22 protein-coding genes and 2 tRNA genes are annotated in these 24,369 nt (G+C 69.6%); 10 read left to right on the plus strand and 14 right to left on the minus strand.

Annotation, left to right across the window (positions count from 1 at the left end; all coding sequences use genetic code 11):
- Positions 1 to 109: 109 nt before the first annotated feature.
- Positions 110 to 634, minus strand: a complete 525-nt coding sequence (locus EXU48_RS00535) for a peptidylprolyl isomerase (RefSeq protein WP_133105638.1) — start codon at positions 632 to 634, stop codon at positions 110 to 112.
- A 194-nt stretch (positions 635 to 828) separates the two neighbouring features.
- On the opposite strand from EXU48_RS00535, the gene EXU48_RS24365 reads away from it, so the two are divergent.
- From EXU48_RS24365 to EXU48_RS00555, 4 genes are all read left to right on the plus strand, one after another.
- Positions 829 to 1,668 carry a hypothetical protein gene (locus EXU48_RS24365; RefSeq protein ID WP_165962634.1) on the plus strand — a complete coding sequence of 280 codons (840 nt, stop codon included), beginning with the start codon at positions 829 to 831 and terminating at the stop codon, positions 1,666 to 1,668.
- A 100-nt stretch (positions 1,669 to 1,768) separates the two neighbouring features.
- Positions 1,769 to 3,601 (plus strand): arginine--tRNA ligase, encoded by a 1,833-nt coding sequence (argS, locus tag EXU48_RS00545; RefSeq protein ID WP_235856755.1) that lies wholly within the window; start codon positions 1,769 to 1,771, stop codon positions 3,599 to 3,601.
- A gap of 65 nt (positions 3,602 to 3,666) precedes the next feature.
- Positions 3,667 to 5,937 carry a beta-galactosidase gene (locus EXU48_RS00550; protein WP_133105640.1) on the plus strand — a complete coding sequence of 757 codons (2,271 nt, stop codon included), beginning with the start codon at positions 3,667 to 3,669 and terminating at the stop codon, positions 5,935 to 5,937.
- A 221-nt stretch (positions 5,938 to 6,158) separates the two neighbouring features.
- Positions 6,159 to 6,710 carry an NUDIX hydrolase gene (locus EXU48_RS00555; RefSeq protein WP_235856756.1) on the plus strand — a complete coding sequence of 184 codons (552 nt, stop codon included), beginning with the start codon at positions 6,159 to 6,161 and terminating at the stop codon, positions 6,708 to 6,710.
- A 45-nt stretch (positions 6,711 to 6,755) separates the two neighbouring features.
- On the opposite strand, the gene EXU48_RS00560 is transcribed toward EXU48_RS00555, so the two are convergent.
- The 13 genes from EXU48_RS00560 to dnaA form a co-directional block, all read right to left on the minus strand.
- Positions 6,756 to 7,118: a hypothetical protein gene (locus EXU48_RS00560; protein ID WP_133105641.1), complete on the minus strand. Its 363-nt coding sequence runs from the start codon at positions 7,116 to 7,118 to the stop codon at positions 6,756 to 6,758.
- Between the two features lie 136 nt (positions 7,119 to 7,254).
- On the minus strand, positions 7,255 to 7,545 hold the full coding sequence (locus EXU48_RS00565) for a DUF2277 domain-containing protein (RefSeq protein ID WP_133105642.1): 291 nt from the start codon (positions 7,543 to 7,545) through the stop codon (positions 7,255 to 7,257).
- Between the two features lie 97 nt (positions 7,546 to 7,642).
- Positions 7,643 to 7,715 (minus strand) — tRNA-Ala (locus EXU48_RS00570).
- Positions 7,716 to 7,742: 27 nt separating this feature from the next.
- The gene (locus EXU48_RS24870; protein ID WP_210768443.1) at positions 7,743 to 7,862 is read right to left on the minus strand and encodes a DLW-39 family protein; all 120 of its coding nucleotides are present in this window, start codon (positions 7,860 to 7,862) and stop codon (positions 7,743 to 7,745) included.
- Between the two features lie 29 nt (positions 7,863 to 7,891).
- Positions 7,892 to 7,965 (minus strand) — tRNA-Ile (locus EXU48_RS00575).
- Positions 7,966 to 8,040: 75 nt separating this feature from the next.
- Positions 8,041 to 8,643, minus strand: a complete 603-nt coding sequence (locus EXU48_RS00580; RefSeq protein WP_133105643.1) for a DUF3566 domain-containing protein — start codon at positions 8,641 to 8,643, stop codon at positions 8,041 to 8,043.
- The gene (gyrA, locus tag EXU48_RS00585) at positions 8,643 to 11,276 is read right to left on the minus strand and encodes a DNA gyrase subunit A (RefSeq protein ID WP_133106048.1); all 2,634 of its coding nucleotides are present in this window, start codon (positions 11,274 to 11,276) and stop codon (positions 8,643 to 8,645) included. Before gyrA ends, EXU48_RS00580 begins: the two co-directional genes overlap by 1 nt.
- Before the next feature lie 32 nt (positions 11,277 to 11,308).
- The gene (gene gyrB / locus EXU48_RS00590) at positions 11,309 to 13,354 is read right to left on the minus strand and encodes a DNA topoisomerase (ATP-hydrolyzing) subunit B (RefSeq protein ID WP_133105644.1); all 2,046 of its coding nucleotides are present in this window, start codon (positions 13,352 to 13,354) and stop codon (positions 11,309 to 11,311) included.
- 319 nt (positions 13,355 to 13,673) lie between these two features.
- On the minus strand, positions 13,674 to 14,267 hold the full coding sequence (locus tag EXU48_RS00595; protein ID WP_235856757.1) for a DUF721 domain-containing protein: 594 nt from the start codon (positions 14,265 to 14,267) through the stop codon (positions 13,674 to 13,676).
- On the minus strand, positions 14,257 to 15,444 hold the full coding sequence (gene recF, locus EXU48_RS00600) for a DNA replication/repair protein RecF (RefSeq protein WP_133105645.1): 1,188 nt from the start codon (positions 15,442 to 15,444) through the stop codon (positions 14,257 to 14,259). Before recF ends, EXU48_RS00595 begins: the two co-directional genes overlap by 11 nt.
- 13 nt (positions 15,445 to 15,457) lie before the next feature.
- Positions 15,458 to 16,354, minus strand: a complete 897-nt coding sequence (gnd, locus tag EXU48_RS00605) for a phosphogluconate dehydrogenase (NAD(+)-dependent, decarboxylating) (protein WP_133105646.1) — start codon at positions 16,352 to 16,354, stop codon at positions 15,458 to 15,460.
- 53 nt (positions 16,355 to 16,407) lie between these two features.
- A complete protein-coding gene (gene dnaN / locus EXU48_RS00610; protein WP_133105647.1) occupies positions 16,408 to 17,535 on the minus strand; it encodes a DNA polymerase III subunit beta in 1,128 nt (375 codons plus the stop codon).
- Between the two features lie 600 nt (positions 17,536 to 18,135).
- Positions 18,136 to 19,581, minus strand: coding sequence for a chromosomal replication initiator protein DnaA (dnaA, locus tag EXU48_RS00615; protein WP_133105648.1), 1,446 nt, complete (start codon positions 19,579 to 19,581; stop codon positions 18,136 to 18,138).
- Between the two features lie 491 nt (positions 19,582 to 20,072).
- Between dnaA and rpmH the strand changes: the two genes are divergently transcribed.
- The 6 genes from rpmH to rsmG all read left to right on the plus strand — a co-directional run bounded on the left by rpmH (position 20,073) and on the right by rsmG (position 23,342).
- Positions 20,073 to 20,210, plus strand: a complete 138-nt coding sequence (gene rpmH / locus EXU48_RS00620) for a 50S ribosomal protein L34 (RefSeq protein WP_133105649.1) — start codon at positions 20,073 to 20,075, stop codon at positions 20,208 to 20,210.
- A 5-nt stretch (positions 20,211 to 20,215) separates the two neighbouring features.
- The gene (gene rnpA, locus EXU48_RS00625) at positions 20,216 to 20,566 is read left to right on the plus strand and encodes a ribonuclease P protein component (RefSeq protein WP_133105650.1); all 351 of its coding nucleotides are present in this window, start codon (positions 20,216 to 20,218) and stop codon (positions 20,564 to 20,566) included.
- The gene (gene yidD, locus EXU48_RS00630; RefSeq protein ID WP_133105651.1) at positions 20,563 to 20,949 is read left to right on the plus strand and encodes a membrane protein insertion efficiency factor YidD; all 387 of its coding nucleotides are present in this window, start codon (positions 20,563 to 20,565) and stop codon (positions 20,947 to 20,949) included. The genes rnpA and yidD overlap by 4 nt, the downstream gene beginning before the upstream one ends.
- A gap of 20 nt (positions 20,950 to 20,969) precedes the next feature.
- A complete protein-coding gene (yidC, locus tag EXU48_RS00635; protein ID WP_133105652.1) occupies positions 20,970 to 22,064 on the plus strand; it encodes a membrane protein insertase YidC in 1,095 nt (364 codons plus the stop codon).
- Positions 22,065 to 22,098: 34 nt separating this feature from the next.
- Positions 22,099 to 22,668, plus strand: a complete 570-nt coding sequence (locus EXU48_RS00640) for a Jag family protein (RefSeq protein ID WP_133105653.1) — start codon at positions 22,099 to 22,101, stop codon at positions 22,666 to 22,668.
- An 86-nt stretch (positions 22,669 to 22,754) separates the two neighbouring features.
- Positions 22,755 to 23,342 carry a 16S rRNA (guanine(527)-N(7))-methyltransferase RsmG gene (rsmG, locus tag EXU48_RS00645; RefSeq protein WP_235856758.1) on the plus strand — a complete coding sequence of 196 codons (588 nt, stop codon included), beginning with the start codon at positions 22,755 to 22,757 and terminating at the stop codon, positions 23,340 to 23,342.
- The last annotated feature ends 1,027 nt before the right edge of the window (positions 23,343 to 24,369 follow it).

Here is a 24,369-nt window from a genome sequence, read left to right on the forward strand (position 1 = left end):
CCGTTCCGGGTGGCGCGGGCACACCGGCGGGCCGCCGCCCGCACCCGGTGGCCCGGGCTGGCCGGGCTGCCCGGGCGGCGGCGCGGGCGGGTAGGCGGTCATCGAGCGGTCAGTCGACGATCTCGATCGAGTTGATCACGATGTCCTCGACCGGACGGTCGTTCCGCGGGTCCGTGGAGACCGCACCGATGGCGTCGACGATGGCGGTCGAGGCCGGGTCCTTCACCTTCCCGAAGATGGTGTGCTTGCCCTGCAGCCAGGTGGTCGCCGCCGTCGTGATGAAGAACTGCGAGCCGTTGGTGCCACGGCCCATCTGGATCCCGGCGTTCGCCATGGCGAGCACGTACGGCTCGCGGAAGTGGAGTTCGGGGTGGATCTCGTCATCGAAGGCGTACCCGGGGCCACCGCGGCCGGTGCCCAGCGGGTCGCCGCCCTGGATCATGAAGTTCGGGATGACGCGGTGGAAGATCGTGCCGTTGTACAGCGGCTCGTTGCTGGACTCCCCGGTCTCCGGGTGCGTCCAGGTTCCGGCGCCGGTGGCCAGGTCGGTGAAGTTCTTCACCGTCTTCGGCGCGTGGTTGGGCAGGAGTTCGACGACGATGTCGCCGGCGGTCGTGTGCAGAATGGCGTCCATGGCCCCATCCTCGCACCCTCGGCCTGCGCTGCGTTACCGGGGCGCCGGCGGCTCGGGTCGACGAGCCGTTGGGGAGCACAGCACCCAGGACATATGCGTATCGTCCCTACGGGTGGCACGATAGACGCATCAACGCAGACGATCCGCATCCGATCTTCCGTGGACACCCGCGGGAAGGGAACTAGGGGAGACATATGTCGCGCAAGGACAAGATCAACACCGAGCAGCTCCGCGAGCAGGCCGAGGAGGCCGGCAAGGCGGCGCGTCAGCTGGCCGACCAGGGCAAGGACTGGGCAACACCGAAGGTCGAGGCAGCACTCGAGTGGGCCGGTCCTCGCGTTGACAAGGCGTGGCGCACGGGCGTGACCGCTGCCGCACCGGTGGTGGCCGACTACGCCGAACGCTCCAAGGACGTCGTCGACACCGCGCACGACAAGATCGTCGACGACGTGATCCCCCGGGTGATCGCCGCGATGGAGGAGGCCGCCAAGGCGGCGCAGAGCGGGTCGGACAACCTGCAGGTCAAGGCGAACGCCGCTCTGGACGCTGCCGCGGCAGCGGTCGCCGAGCAGGAGAAGAAGGCCAAGGGCGGTAGCAAGGTCGGCAAGACCATCGGCTGGGTCCTCGTGGCCGGCGCGGTCGCCGGGGCCGGGGTGCTGATCTGGCGCCGGACCCAGCCGGTCGACGACCCATGGGCCGAGGAGTACTGGGACGACGCCGTCGCCGCTCCCGCCGCTGGCGAGGGCGCTGCGGCGACCGTCGCCGAGAAGGCGAAGCACGTCGCCGAGGACGCCAAGGCCGCGACCGCCCAGGCCGCGGACAAGGCCAGCGAGGTGAAGGACCAGGTCGCCGAGAAGGCCGGCGAGGTGAAGGACCAGGTCGCTGAGAAGGCCACCCGGGCCAGGAACCAGGCTGCCGACAAGGCGAACGAGGCGGCGAACTCGGCTGCGGACAAGACCGAGGAGGTCAAGGACACGGCCAAGGACGCCGCGAAGGACGTGCAGGACAAGGCGGACGACGCCAAGAACACCTGACGCCCACGCGCAGCACGCGAGGCCCCGCACACCCGGCGTGTGCGGGGCCTCGTGCCGTCCAGCGCCGACGCCGGCACGCGCGGGTGGAACAATGGCACCCGTGTCCGACTCCACGACTGATTCCGGCGCGACCGCCGTCGCCTCCCTGCAGACCCAGCTCACCGATGCCCTCGGTGACGCCATCGCGGCGGCCTACCCCGCCCAGCGCGGTGCCGACCCGCTGATCCGCCCGAGCGACCACGCCGACCGCCAGGCGAACGCCGCACTCGCGCTCGCGAAGAAGGTCGGCGCGAAGCCGCGCGAGGTCGCCGAGTCCGTCGCCGGACAGATCGACGTGGGGGACGTCGTCGGGCAGGTGGAGATCTCCGGCCCCGGCTTCCTGAACCTGACCCTCACCGATGCCGCACTCTGGCGGCAGGTCGAGGCTCGGCGGTCCGACGACCGCCTGGGGGTGCCCGCCTCCGCCGCCGGCGTGCGCACGGTGATCGACTACTCGGGCCCGAACATCGCCAAGGAGATGCACGTCGGCCATCTGCGCTCGTCGGTGATCGGTGACGCGCTGGCCCGGATCCTGACCTTCCTCGGCTCGGACGTGGTGCGCCAGAACCACCTGGGCGACTGGGGCACGCAGTTCGGCATGCTGATCCAGTACATCGACGAGCACCCGGAGCTGCCCTGGCGGCATACGGAGATCACCGCCACGGACGCCGACGGTGAGAACGCCTCGACCGTGTCCGCGCTCGACGGGCTCTACAAGGCGGCCCGTGCGGTGTTCGACGCCGACCCGGACTTCGCCGACCGGGCCCGGGCGCGGGTGGTCGCGCTGCAGGCCGGCGACGAGGCGACGCTCGCCACCTGGCGCGACATCGTGAAGGAGTCGCAGTACGCCTTCGACGAGGTGTACGCGCGCCTCGGTGTCCAGCTGACGGAGGAGGACTCGGCCGGCGAGTCCTTCTACAACGACATGCTCGACGGCGTCGCTGACGAACTCGAGGCGGCCGGCATCGCGGTCGTGAGCGACGGCGCCCTGGTGGTCCTGTCCGAGGAGGTGACCGGACCGGATGACGAACCCGTCGCGCTCATGGTGCGCAAGCGGGACGGCGGGTACGGCTACGACACCACGGACCTGGCCACGATCCGGTACCGCATCCGCGACCTCGGCGCCGATCGGATCCTGTACCTGGTGGACTCCCGTCAGGCCCTGCACTTCCGGCTCGTGTTCGAGGCCGCGCGTCGGGCCGGCTGGCTGGACCCGGAGCGTGTGCAGGCCCTGCACGTGCCGTTCGGTAGCGTCCTCGGCGCCGACGGCAAGCCCTTCAAGACCCGCTCCGGCGGCACCGTGCGGCTGATGAACCTGCTCGACGACGCGGTCGCCGCAGCCCTCACCGTGGTCCGGGAGGGTGCCGGGGCCAAGGGCACGGAGGTCGATGACGAGGCGCTCCAGCTGATCGCCGAGCAGGCCGGTATCGGTGCGGTGAAGTACGCCGACCTGTCCGGCTCCCGGGTCAAGGACTACGTCTTCGACGTCGCCCGGATGACGGCGTTCAACGGCAACACCGGCGTCTACCTGCAGTACGCGCACACCCGGATGGTCTCGATCCTGCGCCGGGCGACCGAGCGCGGGCTGAGGGTCCCGGAACAGGTGCCGGCCGCCGTCGAGACCTCGCTCGAGCCCGCCGAGCGCGACCTGATCCTGACCCTGGACACGTTCGCGGACGTGCTCGCGGAGGTGGCCGTCGATCTCGAGCCGCACCGGCTGGCCGGCTATCTGTACGAGCTCTCGAGGGCGTTCACGGACTTCTACGAGTCGTGCCCGGTGCTCGCTTCGGAGGGCACCGTCCGGGATCGCCGACTCGCGCTCGTGGACCTGACCCGGCGCACCCTGGCCACCGGTCTCGACCTGCTCGGGATCGCCGCACCGGAACGGATGTGAACGCGTCCAAACGGGCCCGGCGGGGCGCCTGACGGGACCGATGCACCCGGGTAGGGTCCCCTTCCGTGAGCGCGCCACGGAATCATCTCCGCCTCGATGCCCGACCGGCCCGACCGGCCCGACCGGCCCGCGCCCTCGCCGAGCCCGTCCTGCCCGGCGGCGCCGGGATCACCGTGCTCGGATCGCACCTCGAGCGGGACGGCGTGCCGTGGATCCCGATCTCGGGCGAGTTCCACTTCACCCGGTCACCACGTGCCACCTGGGCCGCCGAGCTGGCCCGGCTGCGGGCCGCCGGGCTGAACACGGTGGCCACCTATCTGTTCTGGCTGCACCACGAGCCGGAACGAGACGCCGCCCCGGACTTCACCGGTGGTCGCGACATCCGGCACTTCGTCGACCTGGCCGCGCGGGCGGGGCTCGACGTGCTGGTCCGGATCGGCCCCTGGGCGCACGGTGAGGCGCGCAACGGCGGACTCCCGGACTGGGTGCAGCACGGCCCCTGGCACATCCGGACCGACGACCCGGGCTATCTGGCCGAGGTTCGTCGCTGGTACGCCGCGATCGCGCAGCAGCTCCAGGGACTGGACGCGGCCTCCGGCGGCCCGATCGTCGGCATCCAGGTGGAGAACGAGCTCGCGGACGCGCCCGATCACCTGCTCACCCTGCGCGGGATCGCCGAGGAGGTCGGGCTGCGGGCCCCGCTGTGGACGATGACCGCGTGGAACGGCGCCGTCCTGCCGACGCAGGGTTTCCTGCCCCTGTACGGCGGGTACTCCGAGTCGTTCTGGACCTCCGCGGCCGAGCCGTGGAGCGCAGGCTGCCGGTCCCAGTTCACCTACACGCACATGTTCGACGACACCTCGATCGGGGCGGACGTGATGCCGACGGCGCGGCCGGAGTCGACGTCCACGCACCGGCGCTTCCCGGCACCCGATCCGTACCCGGTCGCGACCTGTGAGCTGGGTTCCGGGATGGCCACCGCATATCACCGTCGCCCGCTCGTCGACGCCGACGACGTCGCCGCGGTGGCGCTGACGAAACTAGGGTCGGGCTCGATCTGGCAGGGCTACTACATGTTCCACGGTGGCCTGAACCCGCCGGTCCGCGGACTCCAGGAGTCGCACGCGACCGGCTACCCGAACGACCTGCCGGAGTTCGACTACGACTTCGGTGCCCCGATCGGATCCGCCGGCCAGGTGCGGCCGTCGCTGCCCCTGCTGCGCCGCCAGCACCGGTTCCTGGCCGACTTCGGGACGCGGCTGGCACCGATGGTGTCGGTACTACCGGTGCCCGACGGCGGAAGCGGGTCCGCTCGGACGCTGCGGTGGGCGGTGCGCACCGACGGCGACAGCGGGTTCCTGTTCGTCACGAACCATCAGCCGCACGAGCCTCTGCCCGCGCACCCCGGTGTCGGCTTCGAGGTCGACACCGACTCGGGCACGGTGGCGTGGCCCGCGGTCGACATCGGCACCGGGGCGTACTTCTACTGGCCGTTCAACCTCGACGAGTCCGGGATCCGGATCCGGTGGGCGACGGCGCAGCCGGTCGCCCGGGTTGGCGGTTCGGGTGGGCCGGGAGCGGTGCGGCTGGTCTTCGTCAGCACCCCGGGCGTCGAACCCCGGTTCGCCCTCGACCTGCCGCCGGGGGCGACGACCGCAGCCGACGGCGCCACACCGGTTCCGGGTCGTGGTCCCCGCGAGGTGGTGGTCCCGGTCCCGGCGGACAGCCCGCCCCTCGTGGTCGACACCGGTGAGATCACGCTGGAGATCGTGGTCCTCGAGCCCGTGGCCCTGGACGAGTTCCTGGACGCCGAAGACCCGGTCGGGCCCGTGACGGACCCGGTGTGGGTGGGTTCGGGAAGCACGCGGGGAGCCGCCCCGGCGGACGTTACGGACTGGTCCGCGGTGCCGGTCACGGCCCTCACGGCGCCGAGCGCGCCGGCGCCGCCACGCTCGGCCGACAACGACCGGGCGTCGGCACCGCACGACGTGGACTTCACGGGGGCCGCCCGGTTCGCGATCGACGTGCCCGTCGGCGACGGGCTCCTGCGCCTCGAGTGGACCGGGGACGTGCTCCGGGCATGGGCCGGCGACGGGGGCGAGCGGCGCCTGCTCGCGGACCAGTTCTTCTCCGGGGCAGCCTGGGAGATCACCGCCGCAGACCTGCGGGAGCGAGCGTGCGTGGCCCCGACGGCTGCGCTGACCCTGACCCTGGAGATCCTGCCGTTCCGGCCCGACGCGCCGATCTGGATCGATCCCCGGGCCCGCGCGGCCCTGGTCGCGACCGGCCATGAGGCCCGGGTCCGCTCGGCCGGCTGGCGGCCGGCGTCGTCCTGACGGGTCAGGGCCCGGGCGGGAGCCCGCGCCCGGCTGCCCGGACGGCACGCACGTCGGCCGCTGCCGGCGCCACGCCTCGTGAGGCAGGTCTGGCGTTGCGCGCTACGGTTGTGGGCGCAGCAACGGCGGGCGAGCCCGTCCGGTGCTGGACGGCATGCCGTCGACAGTCCCGCGAGCATGGGGAGAGTGCCCTGACCACCGTTCCTGCCCCGTACGCCAGATTGCACGAGGACGCGACCAGCCTGTTGGAGGGGTGGACGGCCCCCAATGCCCCGCAGGACTCCCTTCGACGGGAGTTCCTGGCGGTCCTGGCCGCCGAACCCCGGGCCATGTGGCGACACGGCACCGGAGTACACCTGACGGCCAGCTGCCTCGTCCTTGACGCCGACCGTTCCCAGGTCCTGCTCACCCTGCACGCGAAGATCGGGATCTGGCTCCCCTTCGGAGGCCATGTCGAGCCCGAGGACCGCTCGGTCCGGGGAGCGGCCGCGCGGGAGACCAGGGAGGAGTCCGGGCTGGTCGGCCTGGAGCTCGGTGACCTGGTGGACCTGGACCGGCACGCCCTGCCCGCGAGCCAGTACTCGGCCTGCGCCGAACATCTCGATCTACGGTTCGTCGCCGTGGATCCGGCGGGGCGCTCGGCGCCCGTGGTCAGCGACGAGTCCGAGGACGTCCGCTGGTGGCCGCTCGACCGGCTGCCCGCACCGATCGGCGAGGACGTCGAGCGGTTGGTCCGGGCCGGCATCGCCGGGGTGATCCCGCCCCGGCCGTAGCGGGTCGGTGGACACGGTGAGCATTGCCGGCGCCCGGTCGGCCGGTCAGTTGCTGACGGCGATCGCGCCGAGCAGCAGGACGAGTGCAAGCGCGATCGCCACGGCGCTGGCACCGCGGTGGCCGCTCCGGCGTCGGGACTGCGACGTCACGATGCCGACCAGCGCGACCACCGGGATGGATGCCATCGTCAGCAGTGTCACTCTCGGGTCGCACCGATAGCCCTGACAGACACCCGGCGTCAGCACGGTCAGGGCGAGCATGGCGAGGTCGAAGGCCGCCAGCATCACCAGGACCGCGCCGAGCATTCCGCTGAGGGTCCGGTCCCGCTCCTGTTCCAGCGCACCGAGGCTCCGCCCGGACGGCGTCGGGTCCTGTGGTGCAGGTCGGTGCTCGGGCGGTGGTCTCATGAGCTCCCCATCCCCGGGGCACCGCCGGTCGCGGCGCGTCGGACCACCAGTCTCACGTGGTTGCGCGACCTCCGTCGGGCTCCCTGTGGACGGCCGATCGGCGTCCACCACCGTCAGTGTCGCGAGCGGGGCATGCTCAGGAGGCGGCCGCTGCGGGCTCCCGCGGGAACCGCTTCTCGGAGCGCGCCTTGGCCTTCGCGGCTTCCTCCTCGCGGTTCTTCGGGGGCGCCGTGGTGACCAGGTCGGCGAGCAGGTGCTCGGTGATGTGCGTGATCTCGGCGACGGCCCGGTCGAACGCCTCGGCGTTGGCCTGGGACGGCTTGTTCATCCCGCTGATCTTGCGGACGAACTGGAGCGCGGCGTCGTGCACCTCGCCGGACGTCGCGTGCGGCTCGAAGTTGTGCAGGGGGCGAATGTTTCGACACATCCCTCGAGGGTGCCACGCGGATCCGAGTCAGGTCCAGAGGCAGGTCCAGAGGCTCAGCGCGGCATTTCCGGAAGCGGGGACCGTTGCGGTACCTGGGTGGAGCCAGCGGGACTCGAACCCGCAACCCCCTGCTTGCAAAGCAGGTGCGCTACCAATTGCGCCATGGCCCCGTGTGAAGTTGTCCGGGCCGGATCGGCTCAGGGCAGCGGGTCGGTGACCTCGGCCCACAGATCCCGCTCGGTGCGGTCCGCGGCGAACTTCCGCCAGAGGACGTAGCCGGCGACGGCCACTGCCGCGACCGTGAGGAACTTCTTCATGACCTGCCACCTTCCAGATCCGCCGAACGTGGGCCTAGCTGGACTCGAACCAGCGACCTCTTCCTTATCAGGGAAGCGCTCTAACCGACTGAGCTATAGGCCCGGATCCCCGCAGTTCCACGCGGGGGCGCCGGAGTGAGACTACCTCAGGCGCGGGGCCAGAGCCAAAACGCGAAACTCAGTCGTCGGTGAGCGTGAGGTGCAGTCCGCCCACCATTGCGGCGACAATGTTGTACACGAAGGCTCCGAGCGTGCTCAGGGCTGTGAGCAGAACCACATCGACGACCGCCACCACGGTCGCCACGGAGATCACGCGGGAGAACTCGAGGTACTCCAGGAGCGGACCGAACACGTCGCCTGCCTCGGCGTCGTTGATGATCCCCTCGATACTCGCGAACACCGCCATCTCGTTCAGCACACCCCAGACGACGGCGGTCGCGACGACGATCCCGATCCCGACCGCGATCGAGAGCAGGAACGAGATCTTCATCGCCGACCACGGGTCGATCCGGGAGATCGCCAGGCGGACCCGGCGCGGGCCGGAGGTCGGCTGGCTCGACGTGGTCGGCCTGCCGCCGGTCCTCCCCGAGCCCGGCTGCGTTGCGCTCTTGCGCTGCGGCGGAGCCTCGGCACCTGCTTCGAGCCGCACGGCGCCGGTCTTCGCGTCGCCGGCGGGCCGGATGCTCGGCGGCCGTTCTCCCTGGGCCTGGCCACCCAGGGTGGTCCGGGTCGAGGTGCGCACCGGTGCACCCGTGGTGTTCCCCTGGGTGTTCTCGGTCATCAGCTGCCTTCCTGCTCGCCGTCGGCGGCGTCGGCGGCCGCGCCGCCGTGCTCACCCGAAGACGGTACGCCATCGGGGGACTGCGCCGCTTCCTCGGGCTCGGCCGTGACGTCCGACTCGACGACCACCTCCTCGACCACGGCCTCGACATTCCGGGCGATCGCAATGATCCGGTCGCCGTTGTCCGGCTTGGCGAACGTCACACCCTGGGTGTTTCGTCCGGTGAGGTTCACCTCCGAGACGGGAACACGCACGATCTTGCCCCGCTCCATGATCACCAGGACCTCATCCTGCGGCCCGGTGATCAGCGCGCCCACCAGATCCCCGCGGGCCTCCACGAGGTTCGCCACCTTGATGCCAAGTCCCCCACGTCCCTGGACCCGGTACTCGTCCACGCGGGTGCGCTTGCCGAAGCCGCCCTCGGTGACCACGAACAGGTCGCTGCCGGGCTGGACCACGTCCATCGAGAGCAGCGAGTCGTCGCCGCGGAACTTCATCCCGGTGACCCCGGACGTGGCGCGTCCCATCGGCCGGAGCGCGTCGTCGGTCGCAGTGAACCGGAGCGACTGCCCCTTGCGGGAGACGAGCAGCAGGTCGTCATCGGAGTTCACGAGCCGCGCCGAGACCACCTCGTCCGGGTTGCCCTCGGCGTCGGTGCGCAGATTGATCGCGATCACGCCGCCGGTCCGGGTGGAGTCGTACTCGCTGAGCCGGGTCTTCTTGACCAGACCGCTCCGGGTGGCGAGCACCAAGTGCTCGGCCTGTTCGTAGTCGCGGATCGCCAGGACCTGCGCGATCCGCTCGTCGGGCTGGAAGGCCAGCAGGTTCGCGACGTGCTGGCCCTTCGCGTCACGGCCCCCCTCCGGCAGCTCGTACGCCTTCGCCCGATAGACCCGGCCGAAGTTCGTGAAGAACAGGAGCCACTGGTGCGTCGTGGTCACGCCGAAGTGATCGACGATGTCGTCACCGCGCAACTGTGCGCCGCGCACCCCCTTGCCGCCCCGGTGCTGCTGGCGGTAGTTGTCGGTGCGGGTGCGCTTGGCGTATCCACCGCGGGTGATCGTGACGACCACGTCCTCCTCGGGGATCAGGTCCTCCATCGACATCTCGCCGTCGAACGGCAGGATCGTCGTGCGGCGCTCGTCACCGTAGCGGGCCACGATCTCGTCGAGCTCGGCGCCGACGATGTCCCGCTGCCGCGCCTCGGAGCCGATGATGTCCTTGTAGTCGGCGATCTCGGCCTCGATGGCGGCGAACTCGTCGAGGATCTTCTGCCGCTCGAGGGCTGCGAGCCGGCGCAGCTGCATCTCCAGGATGGCATTCGCCTGGATCTCGTCGATCTCCAGCAGCTCCATCAACCCGGTGCGGGCGACCTCGACGGTGCGCGAGGCCCGGATCAGGGCGATGACCTCGTCCAGGGCGTCGAGCGCCTTGATGAGACCGCGCAGGATGTGGATGCGGTCCTCCGCGCGGCGCAGCAGCCACTCGGTCCGCCGCACGATCACGTCGATCTGGTGGTGCACCCAGTGCCGGATGAAGGCGTCCAGGCTGAGCGTGCGCGGCACCCCGTCGACCAGGGCGAGCATGTTCGCGCCGAACGTGTCCTGCAGCTGCGTGTGCTTGTACAGGTTGTTCAGCACGACCTTCGCGATCGCGTCCCGCTTGAGGACGATCACGAGTCGCTGCCCGGCGCGCCCGGAGGTCTCGTCGCGGATGTCGGCGATGCCCTGCACCCGGCCGTCCCGGACCAGATCGGCGATCTTGGCGGCGAGGTTGTCCGGGTTCACCTGGTAGGGCAGTTCGGAGACCACGAGGCAGGTACGGCCCTGGAGTTCCTCGACCTCGACCACGGCCCGCATCGTGATCGAGCCCCGACCGGTCCGGTAGGCGTCCTCGATGCCGCGGTGGCCCAGGATCTGCGCGCCGGTGGGGAAGTCCGGGCCCTTGATCCGCTGCAGCAGGGCCTCCAGGAGGTCCTCGGCGCTCGCGCCGGGGTTGTCCAGGAGCCAGCGCACGCCGTCGGCAACCTCACGCAGGTTGTGCGAAGGGATGTTCGTGGCCATCCCGACGGCGATCCCCGACGAACCGTTGACGAGCAGGTTCGGGAACCGTGCCGGCAGCACGACCGGCTCGCGGGTGCGACCGTCGTAGTTGTCACCGAAGTCGACGGTGTTCTTCTCGATGTCGCGGACCATCTCCATGGCCAGCGGCGCCATCTTGCACTCGGTGTACCGGGGTGCCGCGGCCGGGTCGTTGCCGGGTGAGCCGAAGTTGCCCTGCCCGTTGATCAACGGGTAGCGCAGCGACCAGGGCTGGACCAGGCGCACCATCGCGTCATAGATGGCGGTGTCGCCGTGTGGGTGGAACTGACCCATCACGTCGCCGACCACGCGTGAACACTTCGAGAACGCCGAGTCCGGCCGGTATCCACCATCGAACATCGCGTAGATGATCCGACGGTGCACCGGCTTGAGCCCGTCGCGGACTTCGGGCAGTGCCCGCCCGACGATCACGCTCATCGCGTAGTCGAGGTAGGACCTCTGCATCTCGAGCTGGAGGTCGACCTGTTCGATGCGGTCGTGGGTGACGACGGCGTCCGCGCCGGAGTCGTCGTTCGGACCGGTCGGGGGCATGGGTGGTTGCTCGCTCACGTTCGTTTCCTTACTCAGACGTCCAGGAAGCGCACGTCACGGGCGTTGCGCTGGATGAAGGACCGGCGCGATTCGACGTCCTCGCCCATCAGGATGGAGAAGATCTCGTCGGCTCCGGCCGCCTCGCCGATGGTCACCTGGCGCAGGGTGCGGGTGGCCGGGTCCATCGTGGTCTCCCAGAGCTCCCGATAGTCCATCTCGCCGAGACCCTTGTACCGCTGGATCCCGCCGTCCTTCGGGAGGCGGTGGTTCTTCGCCAGGCCCTCGGCCACGAGGGCGTCGCGCTCCCGGTCCGAGTACACGTACTGGTGCGGCGAGTTCGTCCACTTCAGCCGGTACAGCGGCGGCATCGCCAGATATACGTGCCCGCGCTCGATGAGGGGGCGCATGTACCGGAACAACAGCGTCAGGAGCAGCGTGGCGATGTGCTGACCGTCGACGTCGGCGTCGGCCATCAGCACGATCTTGTGATAGCGCAGCTTCGTGATGTCGAAGTCCTCGCCGAAACCGGTGCCGAACGCCGTGATCAGCGCCTGGACCTCCATGTTCGCGAGGGCCTTGTCGATCCGCGCCTTCTCGACGTTCAGGATCTTTCCGCGGATCGGCAGGATCGCCTGGGTCTCGGGGTTTCGTCCCTGCACGGCCGAGCCGCCGGCCGAGTCCCCCTCGACGATGAAGATCTCGGAGATCGTGGCGTCGCGGCTAGAGCAGTCGCGCAGCTTGCCCGGCATACCGCCGCCCTCGAGCAGGCCCTTGCGGCGGGTGGCCTCGCGGGCCTTGCGGGCCGCCATCCGGGCCGCCGAGGCCTGGATCGACTTCCGGATCACGTCCCGGGCCTCGGCCGGGTGGGACTCGAGCCAGCCTCCGAGCTGGTCGAACACAACCTTCTGGGTGAACGTGCGGGCCTCGGTGTTGCCGAGCTTCGTCTTCGTCTGACCCTCGAACTGCGGCTCGCCGAGCTTGATGGAGATGACGGCGGTGAGGCCCTCGCGGATGTCCTCACCGGTGAGGTTGTCGTCCTTCTCCTTGAGCAGGTTCTTCTCGCGGGCGTACCGGTTGATCAGCGTGGTCAACGCGGACCGGAAACCCTCCTCGTGCGTACCGCCTTCCGAGGTGTTGATCGTGTTCGCGTAGGTGTGCACGCTCTCGGAGTAGGCGCCGGTCCACTGCAGCGCGATCTCGAGGGAGATCTTGCGCTCGGTGTCCTCGGACTCGAAGTCGATGATCTCCGGGTGGACCATCTCGGTGCGCTTGGCTGCGTTGAGGTGCTTCACGTAGTCGACGAGGCCGCCGTCGTACCGGTAGGTGACCGACCGGGAGTGCTCATCGGCCTGTTCCACAGCGGTGTCCTCGGAAGGGCCGGCCACCTCGTCGCCGGTGTCCTCGGCGACCACCCGCTCGTCCGTCAGCGAGATACCCAGGCCCTTGTTCAGGAACGCGTACTGCTGGAACCGGGCCCGCAGCGTCTCGTAGTCGAACTGGGTCGTCTCGAAGATGTCGTCGTTCGGCCAGAAAGTGACGGTGGTACCGGTGTCCTCGGTGTCCTCACCCCTGGCCAGGGGGGCCATCGGGACGCCGTCGCCGTAACTCTGTCGCCACACGCTGCCCTGGCGACGAACCTCGACGTCGAGACGTCCCGACAGTGCGTTCACCACGGAGACGCCGACGCCGTGCAGCCCACCGGAGACGGCGTAGCCACCACCGCCGAACTTCCCCCCGGCGTGCAGCACGGTCAGCACGACCTCGACGGCCGGCTTGCCCTCGGACTCCACCACGTCCACAGGGATCCCGCGACCGTTGTCACGGACCCGGAGGCCGCCGTCAGCCAGCAGGGTCACGTCGATGTGGTCGCAGTATCCGGCCAGTGCCTCGTCGACCGAGTTGTCGACCACCTCGTACACGAGGTGGTGCAGTCCCCGCTCACCGGTCGAGCCGATGTACATGCCGGGGCGCTTGCGCACCGCCTCGAGTCCCTCCAGGACCGTGATATTGCTGGCGTCGTAGCTCGTGGGCCCCGAGTTCTGTGCTTCGGTTGCCGGCTCAGTTGTGTCGTCAGCCACGTTCTTCTGGCTCTCCTCATCGTCATCGAGGCACGCGCGCGGCACCGCTCGGTTGAGTGAGGTGCCTGCGTGCCGGCCCAGGACCACAGGCGTTTGAACCACTTGCCCCCGGACGGTCGCTCGATTCTACTCCGAATCCGCGAGAACTCCGAATATCCACAGAAGTTATCCACAGCGTGTCGTGGTCTGGGGACAAGGCACCCGAGGGACGCTGTGGACCGGGTCCCGTGCAGCCCGTCAGGAGGGCGGCAGGAAGGTGGTCACGAGGTCGAGCGCAGGTCGGAGTGCAGGTCGAGGGCAGGTAAGTGCAGGGACCCGATCAGCCGTAGGTGTCGCGCGGCCCACGCCCCCGCACCGAACGGGGGCCCTTCCGCCAGCTCGGGCCGCCCGGCCCGAGCACCTGGATCGACGTGACCACCCCGTCGCCGACCTCCTCGGCGAGGCGGCGCTCCAACTGGGGCAGCAGCAGGCGGATCTGGGTGGCCCACGCAGTCGAGTCGGCCCGCACCACGAGAGCCCCCTCGTCGAACGTCTCCGGCTCGCAGTGATCGGCGATCTGGTCGCCGACCACCTCCCGCCATCGACCGACCACGCCCCCGATCGACAGCGGTTGGTTCCACCCGAGCTGACCCCGCAGGGACTCGAGGGCGGAGCCGATCATCCGCGGATCGCGCCCCGTCCCGTGCCCCGGCGCCGGCGTCGCCACCGTCCCACGCCCGCGCCGGCCGGCCCTGCCGGCACTGCCGGTGCCACCGGGGGCCAGACCCTTGGCCCGGGCGGCGTCCCGGGCACGGGCGAGCGCACTCCTCGCCGCCGCGTCGACGTCGGGCTCCTCGGCCGCCGGGGCTGCCGAAGCCCTCGGTGACCCGTCCTCCGGAGCGGCCCGGCCGCCCTCGGGCAGGTCAGCGGACACGGGTGACCGCACCGTCCATCACGTCGTACCGAGCGCCGGCCAGGCCCTCGGGTACGTCCTCGGCGACGGCCGAGGTGATCAGCACCTGCTCCGCGTCGGCGACCAGGTCGGCCAGGCGAGCCCGACGGCGGTTGTCGAGTTCGGCGAACACGTCGTCGAGGATCAGCACGGGTTCGCCGTCGCTCTCGAAGTCGGTGTCGGCGCGCAGCAACTCGTAGGAGGCGAGGCGCAGGGCGAGCGCCAGCGACCAGGACTCGCCATGGCTGGCGTACCCACGCGCGGGCAGTCCGCCGAGCTGCAGCTCGAGGTCGTCACGGTGGGGGCCCACGAGGGACACTCCCCGCTCGATCTCCTTCGGCCGCAGGCGGGACATCGCGTCCAGGAGCCGAGCCTGGACGAGGTGCGCATTGGTGAGCGACTCCTCGGCCGTCACCGCTGCGCCCGGCGCCCGGTCGCCGTCGGACATCGTCTGCTCCAGGCTCGACCGGTACCCCAGCTCCGCGGCGCTCTGCGCGGAACTGACCCGCTCGTAGGCGCTCTCGACGTGCGGGCGCAGCCCGCGGACCGCGGTGACCCGGGCGGCGATCAGCTGGGCGCCGGCCGTGGCCGCCTTCTCGTCCCACACATCGAGCGTGCGCAGGTCGGGCCCGGACCCGGCACGGCGGCTGGTGCCCGCGGACTTCAGCAGGGCGTTGCGCTGCTTGATCACGCGCTCGTAGTCGGAGCGGACCCCGGCCAGCTTCGGACTCAGGAGCACCAGGAGCTCATCGAGGAACCGGCGGCGGCCGTCCGGGTCACCCTTGACGAGCGCGAGATCCTCCGGGGCGAACACCACGGTCCGGAGCCGACCGAGCAGATCCCGCGCCCGCGGCAGCGCGGACCGGTTGATCCGGGCCCGGTTCGCCTTTCCTGCGACGAGTTCGAGTTCCAGCGTTGCCGGCCGGCCCGAGCGCACCACCTTCGCCTGGATCACCGCGCGGGACGAGCCCCGGCGCACCAGCGCGGCATCGGAGGCGACCCGGTGGGAGGTGAACGTGGCCAGGTACCCGAGGGACTCGACGAGATTGGTCTTGCCCTGGCCGTTCGGGCCGACCAGCGCGGTGATCCCCGGCTCGAAGGCGACGACGACCTGTGCGTAGGACCGGAAGTCGGTCAGGGCGAGATCGGAGACATACATCGAGAGGCTGGGTCTAGCCGTCCGCCGCGGCCTTGGTCGCGTGCCCGCCGAACTGCTGGCGCAGGGCGGCCACGGCCTTCATGGCCGGTGAGTCCTCCTGGCGCGAGTCGAACCGCGCGAACAGGGCGGCACTGATGACCGGGGCGGGGACCGCGCGTTCCACGGCCTCCTGGACGGTCCAGCGCCCCTCGCCCGAGTCGGCGACGAATCCGCGGATGTCGTCCAGGTCGGGGTCCTCGTTGAGCGCCTTCACGAGGAGCTCGAGCAGCCAGGAGCGAACCACGGTGCCCCTCTGCCAGGCGGTGAAGATGGCCCCGACGTCGTCGATCAGGTCGTCGCGCGCGGCGAGGATCTCGTATCCCTCGGCGTACGCCTGCATCACGCCGTACTCGATGCCGTTGTGGACCATCTTCGCGTAGTGCCCGGCGCCGACCGGCCCCGCGTGCACGAAGCCCTCCGCGGCGAGACCTTCCGGGCGGAGCGCCTCGAAGATCGGCATCAGGGTGGCGATGGTCTCGTCCGGGCCGCCGACCATCAGTCCGTAGCCGTTCTCCCGGCCCCAGATCCCACCGGAAACCCCAGCGTCGACGTACCCGATACCGCGTTCACCCAGCTCCGCGGCGCGGCGGGTGTCGTCGCTGAACTTGGAGTTCCCACCGTCGATGATGACGTCTCCGGCACGCATGTGTTCGGCGACCTGTGCCACCACGGTGTCGGTGATCTCCCCGGCGGGAACCATCACCCAGACGATGCGCTGCTGCTCGGGGAGCGCAGCCACCAGGTCGGCGATCCCTGGGACGTCGGAGATCTCCTGGTTCTGGTCGTATCCGGTCACCCCGTGGCCCGCATTGCGCAGCCGGTCGCGCATGTTGCCGCCCATCCGGCCCAGCCCGATCAGTCCGATGTGCATGAGCGAATCTCCTTCGGCCGGCGGTGGTGGATCCCAGTCTGGTCGCGGCCCGGTCAGCTCGCGAATCGGATCGGCATGAGCAGGTACCGGAACTCCTCCGCGTGGTCGGCACCGTCGATGCTGTCCTGGCCGGTCATGACCGCCGGCTTCGAGGCGTGGGTGAAGGACAGCCGTACGAACGGGGTGTCCAGGGCGCCGAGGCCGTCCAGGAGGTACTGCGGGTTGAATGCCGTGGAGATGTCCTCACCCACGAGCGTGGACTCCAGGACCTCCGACGCCTGGGCGTCGTCGCCCTGGCCGGCCTCGAGGACGACCTGGCCCTCGCTGAAGGAGAGCCGGATCGGGGTGTTCCGTTCGGCCACGAGGGCCACCCGCTTGGCGGCCTCGACGAGCTCGCCGGTGCTCGTCACCGTATGCGTGGTGGTCTGCTCCGGGAACAGCCGACGGACCGGCGGGTACTCGCCGTCGACCAACAGGGACGTGGTCCGGCGGCCGCCGGCCTCGAAGCCCACGATGTCACCGTTCTCGACGAGGGCGACGTCGATCGTGCCCGCGTTACTGAGGTTCTTGGCAACGTCGGAGAGGGTGCGCGCCCGGATCAGGGCGACCCGGTTCACCGACGGAGAGGCGGGGGTCCAGGAGACCTCGCGCATGGCCAGCCGGTACCGGTCCGTCGCCAACAGCGTGACCTTGTCACCCTCGATCTCGACTCGCACGCCGGTGAGCAGCGGCAACGTCTCGTCCCGCCCGGCCGCGATCGTGACCTGCGAGATGGCCTGGGCGAAGGCGTCACCCGAGATGGAACCGGTCGTGTCCGGCAACTCGGGCAGCGAGGGGTAGTCCTCGACCGGCATCGTGAGCAGCGTGAACCGCGACGCACCGCAGACGACGACCACCTTGGACCCGTCGACGCTCACCTCGACCGGCTTGTTCGGCAGCGCCCGCGAGATCTCCGCGAGCAGCCGGCCCGAGACGAGCGCGGAGCCCGGCTCGTCGACCTCGGCGGCGATGCTGGATCGGGCCGAGACCTCGTAGTCGAAGGTGGAGAGCACGAGCGTGCCGTCGGTGTTGGCCTCGAGCAGGACACCGGCAAGAACCGGCACCGACGGACGGCTGGGCAGGGTGCGCGCCGTCCAGGTCACGGCATCCGCCAGCACATCTCGCTCAACCCTGAACTTCACGATGTCGGCCTCTCTCCTGATCTGGTGGTGCGCGGCGGTCCTGCGTCGATTCCCGGCGCGGCCCGGCGTGGATGCTCTCGTGGGTCCTCAGAGCATAGTGACAAGGTTCGCGGGTTCGAACCATGGCCCGAACCGTGCCGAGCTGCTGGGAGCCTCGGGTGAGCCGGCCCTGCCGACAGTAGTCGAGGCCGGCCGGTCGGGGCAGGTTGACTGCGCTCGAGGGTCGGTTTGAAGGATCCGGTCGGACGATCTGGCAGATGTTGGTTGTTCACACCTGGACCCATGAAACCTTGGTGTTCATCGTCATCGGTGCTGTGGATCCTGTGGATGAGCGACGTCTGCGCAGGTCAGGCGGGCGGTGGCCATGTGGACCGATGGTGGTGTGGCCGTGCACAGGGCCCTGCGAACGCTGTGGATGGGTCTCGACGCACTCGGGGCCGTCCACGGTCGGCAGTGGCTGCGTCCACGGAATCGGATCGTGTTTCCACGGCTGTCCACAGGCTCGTCCACAACTGTGCATTCGTCTCACTGAGTGAATCTGTGCCCGTCCGCTCGGTGACACGGTTTTCACCGAGCGTTCATCCGGAGGGCCGATGCAGGTCAGCCGCGCTGTTGCTGCTTGATGCGGTTGGTCAGCTCGGTGACCTGGTTGAACGTGGACCGCCGCTCGGCCATCTGCTGGCGGATCTTGCGGTTGGCGTGCATCACGGTGGTGTGGTCCCGGCCGCCGAACAGCTGCCCGATCTTGGGCAGCGACAGGTCGGTCAGTTCGCGGCACAGGTACATGGCGATCTGCCGGGCATTGACCAGGACCCGCGAGCGGTCGGCGCTGCACAGCGCCTCGATCGTCACCCCGAAGTAGGTCGCCGTCTGCGCCATGATCGACGACGGGGTGATCTCGGCACCGTCGTTGTCGGTGATCAGGTCCTTGAGCACCATCTCGGCGAGCGAGAGGTCGACGGATTGCCGGTTGAGGTTCGCGAACGCGGTGACCCGGATCAGCGCGCCCTCCAACTCGCGGATGTTGGAGGAGATCTTGGAGGCGATGTACTCCAGGACGTCGTTCGGGGCCTGCAGGCTCTCGCTGCCCGCCTTCTTCCGGAGGATCGCGATCCGGGTCTCGAGGTCAGGCGGCTGCACGTCCGTGATCAGGCCCCACTCGAACCGCGACCGCATCCGGTCCTCGAAGCCATTGAGCAGCTTCGGCGGCAGGTCCGAGGTGATGACCACCTGCTTGTTGTCGTTGTGCAGGGTGTTGAACGTGTGGAAGAACTCCTCCATCGTCTGTTCCTTGCCCTGGAGGAACTGGATGTCGTCGATGAGCAGGACCTCGACCTCGCGGTAGCGGCGTTGGAACGCCTCCGCCTTGTCGTCGCGGATCGAGTTGATGAAGTCGTTCGTGAACTCCTCGGAGTTCACGTACCGCACCCTGATCCCGGGATACAGGCTCTTCGCGTAGTGCCCGATGGCGTGTAGGAGGTGGGTCTTGCCGAGTCCGGACTGACCGTAGATGAACAGCGGGTTGTAGGCCTTGGCAGGGGCCTCGGCGACGGCGGTCGCGGCCGCATGCGCGAATCGGTTGCTGGAGCCGATCACGAACGTGTCGAACGAGTAGTTCGGGTTGAGGCGCGCGTTCGGGTCGACACCGGTCGCGTAGTGGTCCGGTTGGGGCGCCGGCCTGGTGGCCGGCCGGGGTGCGGGCCGGGTCTCGTGGGCGGGCTCCGGGTCGGGTCGTCGCGGTGGGTCGTCCAGGGTCAGCGTCTCCTCGAGGGAGGGATCGACGGTGACGGCGACCTTCACGTTGTGCGTCAGGGCCGCGGACAGGGCGGCGGTGATGGACTCCCGTGCGCGGGTCTCGATGAATTCCTTGGCGAAGTCGTTGGAGACGGCCAGCAGGATCGTGTCGTCGATGACACCGAGTGGTTTCGTGAGCCGGATGAAGCCCAGATGTGGCCCGCTGAGATCGCCCCGGTCGGTCAGGATCTCGATGGCGCGCGCCCAAGCGGGACCGAGCGCCGCGGCGTCAACTGGCGATTCGGACAACATGACCCCCTGCGACAAAGATGGTTGGAGCATCGGCGGTGACGTCATCCACAACTCTATCCACAGTCTGTGTGCAACCCATCGTGGTTCAACGAGGCGCGGGATCCTGCGGACGGTACGGGATGGCGAGAGCGTCGGGAGGTGCGAGCCTAACCCCGTCGGGCGGCCGATGCCAGCGCTCGTCCACAGTCATGTGGATCGCTTGGAGGGCCGTTCCGCCGTGACCCGCCGTGACGGACCGGCGGCGTCGTGCCGACGAGTGGGGCACGCTGGGCCGGTCGGCCGATGTCGGCCGCGCCAGGGCCTCGACGCCGCGTCACCGTGGTGTGGGGAAGGCCTCTCCTGCGGGTTTGACCGGGTTGCCCGGGCTCGCGTACCGTGGATCAGTCGTATGGACACGCGCGTCCTCCTGCCCGGAGGCGTCCGGGTTCGAGCGGTATCGCGCCTTGCTTCCCCTGTGATGGCGCCCTTCCCAACATCTTTGGAGCACTCCCGTGAGCAAGCGGACCTTCCAGCCGAACAACCGGCGCCGAGCCAAGGTGCACGGCTTCCGACTGCGCATGCGCACCCGCGCTGGTCGCTCGATCCTGGCGGCTCGTCGCCGCAAGGGCCGCAGCGCGCTGTCCGCCTGAGCACGGTGCTGCCGGCACAGCACCGGATGCGTCACGGCGACGAGTTCGCCGACGCGATCCGGTCCGGTGCCCGCAGCGGCACGCCGCGCGTGGTGGTGCACTACCGAGGATCCACCCGAGCCGAGCCGGCTCGGGTGGGTTTTGTCGTGTCGAAGGCGATCGGCGGCGCAGTGCAGCGGAACCTGGTGAAGCGCCGGCTGCGGGCGGTCACGGCGGCTCGACTGGAGGCGTTGCCACCCGGCACTTCGGTCGTGGTCCGTGCGTTGCCGGGTGCGGCGATCGCGAGCTACCCGGAACTGGAACGGGACGTCGTGCGTTGTCTGGACAGGAGCGCACGCGCGGAGGTGAAGCGATGACGCAGCCGCGCGGTGAGGCATCGGAGTCGGCCGGCACCCGGCCGCGGAGGCGCCCGGTCCGCAACCCGCTGACCTGGTTGCTCGTGGGTGGGGTCCGTGCCTATCAGCTGATCGTGTCGCCGTGGTTCGCCCCGACCTGCCGGTACTACCCGAGCTGCTCGACGTACGCGATCGACGCGCTGCGCAAGCGTGGCCCGCTGGCGGGCACCGGCCTGGCCGTGTGGCGAGTCCTTCGGTGCAATCCGTGGTCGGCCGGTGGCGTCGACCATGTACCTCCCCGGCGATCCCAGATGGATCACGGACATCCTCACCGCAGCCCGGACCGGCGAGCACGTACCCTCGTCGCAGGACCTGCCAGCATGGGCCCGCAGCCGCGCGCCTGACATTGGAGATTTACTAGTTCATGGGCTTCTTCGACAGCTTGTTGTCGCCGATCATGGTGGCGGTCGCGTGGATCATGGTCCGCGCGCACGACGTGTTGACCTGGCTGGGCATGGATCCGGCCGGCGGTTGGACCTGGTTGCTCTCGATCGTCGCGCTGGTGGTGGTCATCCGGATCCTGCTGATCCCGCTGTTCGTGCGGCAGATCAAGGCGTCCCGTGGGATGCAACTCGTTCAGCCGGAGATCCAGAAGCTGCAGAAGAAGTACAAGGGCAAGACCGATCCGGCGTCACGCCAGGCCATGCAGCAGGAGATGATGGCCATCTACAAGGAGGCCGGGACCTCACCGTTCGCGTCCTGCTTGCCGATCCTTGCGCAGATGCCGATCTTCTTCGCCCTGTTCCGGGTGCTGAGCTCGCTCGAGCCGCTGGCGACGGGAACCTACGTCAACGACAGCATCGGTCCGCTGACGCAGGAACTCGCGGCGCAGGCGGAGTCCTCGGAGATCTTCGGCGCTTCGCTCTCCTCGACGTTCCTCGGCTCGGACGACCTGGCCGTGAAGCTGGTGACCGCGGCCCTGATCATCATCATGTCGGCGACGACGTTGTTCACCCAGCGCCAGCTGACCATGAAGAACATGCCGCCGGCGGCCCAGGACAACCCGATGGCACGTCAGCAGAAGATGCTGATGTACATCCTGCCGCTGGTGTTCGCGTTCTCCGGTGTGAACTTCCCGATCGGCGTGCTCGTCTACTGGTCGACGTCGAACCTGTGGTCGATGGGTCAGCAGTGGTTCGTCATCCGTCGCTCGCCCGTCCCCGGGTCTGAGGCGGACAAGGCGTACCAGCAGCGACAGGCGCGCAAGGCGAAGCGACGCGGACGGTCCCTCGAGGACGACGGCGTGCACGGGCCGGAGGACGTAACCGGCGAGATCGAGGCGGGTGGCCACGGTGTTCCCGGTGGGCAGCGTCAGCAGCCCAAGCGCAACAGCCCGCGGGCCAAGCGGTCCGGGGGTCGGCCTGCGATACCGCCGGCGCCCGGAACGACCAGCGAAGTGGAGCCGGCGACCGAAACGGGCGCCCCGGCCCCCTCCAAGTCCACCAAGCCCAAGAAGTAGCGCCAGACGCGCTCCGCAGCCCGAGAGGTCGATCATGACGAACGAGACCAACCAGATCGAGACCGCAGTCTCGCCGGCTGACGCGGTCGTTGAGACCCAGCCCGGTCCCGATGAGGTCGCGCCGAGCAACCGGCTCGAGGAGGAGGGGGAGATCGCCGCCGACTACCTCGAGGAACTCCTGGACATCGCGGACCTGGACGGCGACATCGACATCGATGTCGACCACGGGCGCGCCGCCGTCGAGATCGTGACCGAGTCCGAGGACGCGCGGTCCCTGAACCGGCTCATCGGTGCCGACGGTGAGGTCCTGGATGCGTTGCAGGAACTCACCAGGCTCGCAGTGCAGGCCAAGACCGGTGAACGGAGTCGGCTGATGCTGGACGTCGCGGGTCACCGTCAGGCTCGGAAGGTGGAACTGACGGCGATCGCGCAGGAGGCCATCGACCGCGCCCGGGCGGAGGGGGCCGACGTGTCCCTTCCGGCGATGAACCCGTTCGAGCGCAAGGTCATCCACGACACGGTGGCGTCCGCCTCCCTGGTGAGTGACTCCGAGGGTGTCGAGCCCAAGCGTCACGTCGTGGTTCGCGCGCCTGCCCAGGCTTGAGCACCGAGGTGCCGACCGGTCCTGGGAACGACCGCGACGTCAGCGACGCCGCGGAGGTTGTTGTCGACGACGACGCGAGTCGTCGCGTGCTTGGACTGGCATGGTCGGGGGCGGCCCGGTTCGCTGAGATGTTGGCGGACGAGGGTGAGTTGCGAGGGCTGATCGGCCCCCGTGAGGTGCCACGGCTGTGGTCACGGCATGTGGTGAACTCGGCGGCGGTGGCAGGCTTCCTCCCGGAGTCGGGTTCTCTGGCCGACGTCGGCTCGGGAGCCGGCCTGCCGGGTGTGGTGCTGGCGCTGATGCGGCCCGATCTGGACGTGCACCTGATCGAGCCGATGGAGCGACGGATCGCGTGGCTGGGTGAGGTCGTGGACGAACTGGATCTGGACAACGTGACCCTGCACCAGGTTCGGGCGGAGGAACTCCACGGCAAGCTGGAGGTCGACGCGGTGACGGCGCGAGCCGTGGCCGCCATGGGCAAACTCGCCCGCCTGACCCTGCCCTTGGTGTCTCGTGGTGGCGTGCTGCTGGCACAGAAGGGCCGCCGCGCGGAGTCCGAACTCGCCGATGCCGCCACAGCACTGCGGAAACTGGGCGTGACGGCGACCTCGGTTCACGAGGTGGACCTGCTCGGCGACGGCGAGATCACGATGGTGGTAGAAGTCCGGAAGTAGGTCCAAGCGCCGGCCGGCGCGGTTCGGCACCGTCCGGACGGATTGGTCAGGGAGATACTCGGCCATCGCCGTTGGAACGCGCGTTCGACTGCGGTGCGTTTGGGGGCGATTCGACAGGTGGCCGCCGTGGTCGTAGAGGTGTCACCGAGAGGGATGGCCGGCGGTCCGCGATCGGTGCTGTGGGCCGGATCGAGGGTGCTGTGGGAACCGTCGCCGTTTCACGTGAAACGCATTCAGACGGCGCATGAGTGTGCTCGAGGTACGTTGCCGTGGCCGACCGGTTTGACGGACTCCGCCCGCTCGGTGGAAGGTCAGCCGGGCGACACCCGGGCGACACTCGTCCAACATGGCCAGGTGGTCCCGGCGGATCGGTTGTCCGGGTGGAACCGACGGTCCGGCACGCTCGGGAGCGCGGCGGCTCTCCGGTGCGTCGTTCTCCCCCGAAGGTGTGCCTCCTAGCTCGCGTGTCTGGGACTCGCGTCCGGGTGTCGTTTCACGTGAAACGCGGTGCGGAGGCCTGGGGACGGGCGGCGGTGCGCGTCACGGTGACCGCGGGACCTTGGGCTGGGGCGGCTGCGCTCGTTTGTCTACCCCGGTGGCCGCGCGTGGCTGTGTGAGACGCGGCCTTCCGTTGCGTGGGACGTCTGGCGGCGCCGCCAACGACGCCCCGGCCGGGCTGGCTCGGCGAGCGACCAGGTGCACGCTCCGGGTCGGATCCTTGGGCTAGCTGGGCTCGATCCTCGCTGGGACCCTCGGAGTCTCCCAAGTCTCGGGTGCGGTCCGAGGTTGAGATCCCGTTCCGTCGACGCATCGTGATGGTGGGCCTGCTGGCGTCGTGTGCTGATGTCTGCCCACGGTGTCTCGGTGGGGGCCGGGCGTTGGGTGGCTGTTTCACGTGAAACGTCGGGTTCGCCATCGGTTCGCGATCACGGTGGTCTGGCTCGCCCCTGGTTCCTCGGTGATGGCTGCGGTTGGCCGGACGCGGAGCCCTGTTTCACGTGGAACGTTTCATGGGATCGAGGGCCGT

It is taken from the genome of Occultella glacieicola, assembly GCF_004353825.1.
Classification (GTDB): Bacteria; Actinomycetota; Actinomycetes; order Actinomycetales; family Beutenbergiaceae; genus Occultella; species Occultella glacieicola.